1 pseudogene is annotated in these 803 nt (G+C 69.4%); it reads right to left on the minus strand.

The features are described 5' to 3' along the window. Nucleotides 1–741: pseudogene (locus IG74_RS47300) on the minus strand (beta-ketoacyl reductase); the annotation flags it as partial. Between the last annotated feature and the right edge of the window lie 62 nt (nucleotides 742–803).

Consider the following 803-nt stretch of genomic DNA (forward strand, 5'->3'; position numbering starts at 1 on the left):
ACGGAACTCCACCGCCGTCAGCGAGTCGAAGCCCAACTCCTTGAACGCCCGCCCCGGCTCGACCACTTCAGCACCCGCGAAACCGAGCACCGCCGCGGCCTGGCCACGTACGAGGTCGAGCAGGGTCCGGTCGATCTCGGTCTCGGTCAGCCCTGCCAGACGCCGCCGCAGACCCGTCGAAGTGTCGCCTGCCTGGCCGGACGAGCTCGCGGTGTCGAGTGCCCTCCGGACCTCGGGCAGGTCAGCGAGCAATGGGCTCGGCCGCTCCAGAGTGAACAAGGGGGCGAACCGCTCCCAGTCCACATCGGCGACCGTCACCACACCCTCGTCACCCGCGATCGCCCCCTGCAACGCGGCAAGGGCCAGCGTCGGAGGAATGACCGCCAGGCCACGACGGACAAGCTCCCCTTCCATCCCCTCCGAAGTGGCCATACCGCCTTCCGCCCACGGCCCCCAGGCCACAGCCGTACCAGCAAGACCCCGGCCACGGCGGTCCTCCACCAACGCGTCCAGATAGGCGTTGGCCGCACCATATGCAGCCTGACCACCGCTGCCCCACACACCCGCGATCGACGAGAACACCACGAACGCGTCCAGCTCACGATCACCCAGCAACGCGTCCAGATGCCCCGCACCCGTCGCCTTGCCCGAGATCACCGACGCCGCATCCGCCAGCCCCATCCCCGCAAGCTCCGCCGCCTGCTCCACACCAGCCGCATGGAAGACAGCCCTCAGCGGACGCCACATCAGCGACAGGCGCCGCCGACCGCGTCAGACGACGTACGAACACACCAGAGCCACGC

Origin of the sequence: Streptomyces sp. NRRL B-1347, assembly GCF_000720325.1 — a bacterium.
Classification (GTDB): domain Bacteria; phylum Actinomycetota; class Actinomycetes; order Streptomycetales; family Streptomycetaceae; genus Streptomyces.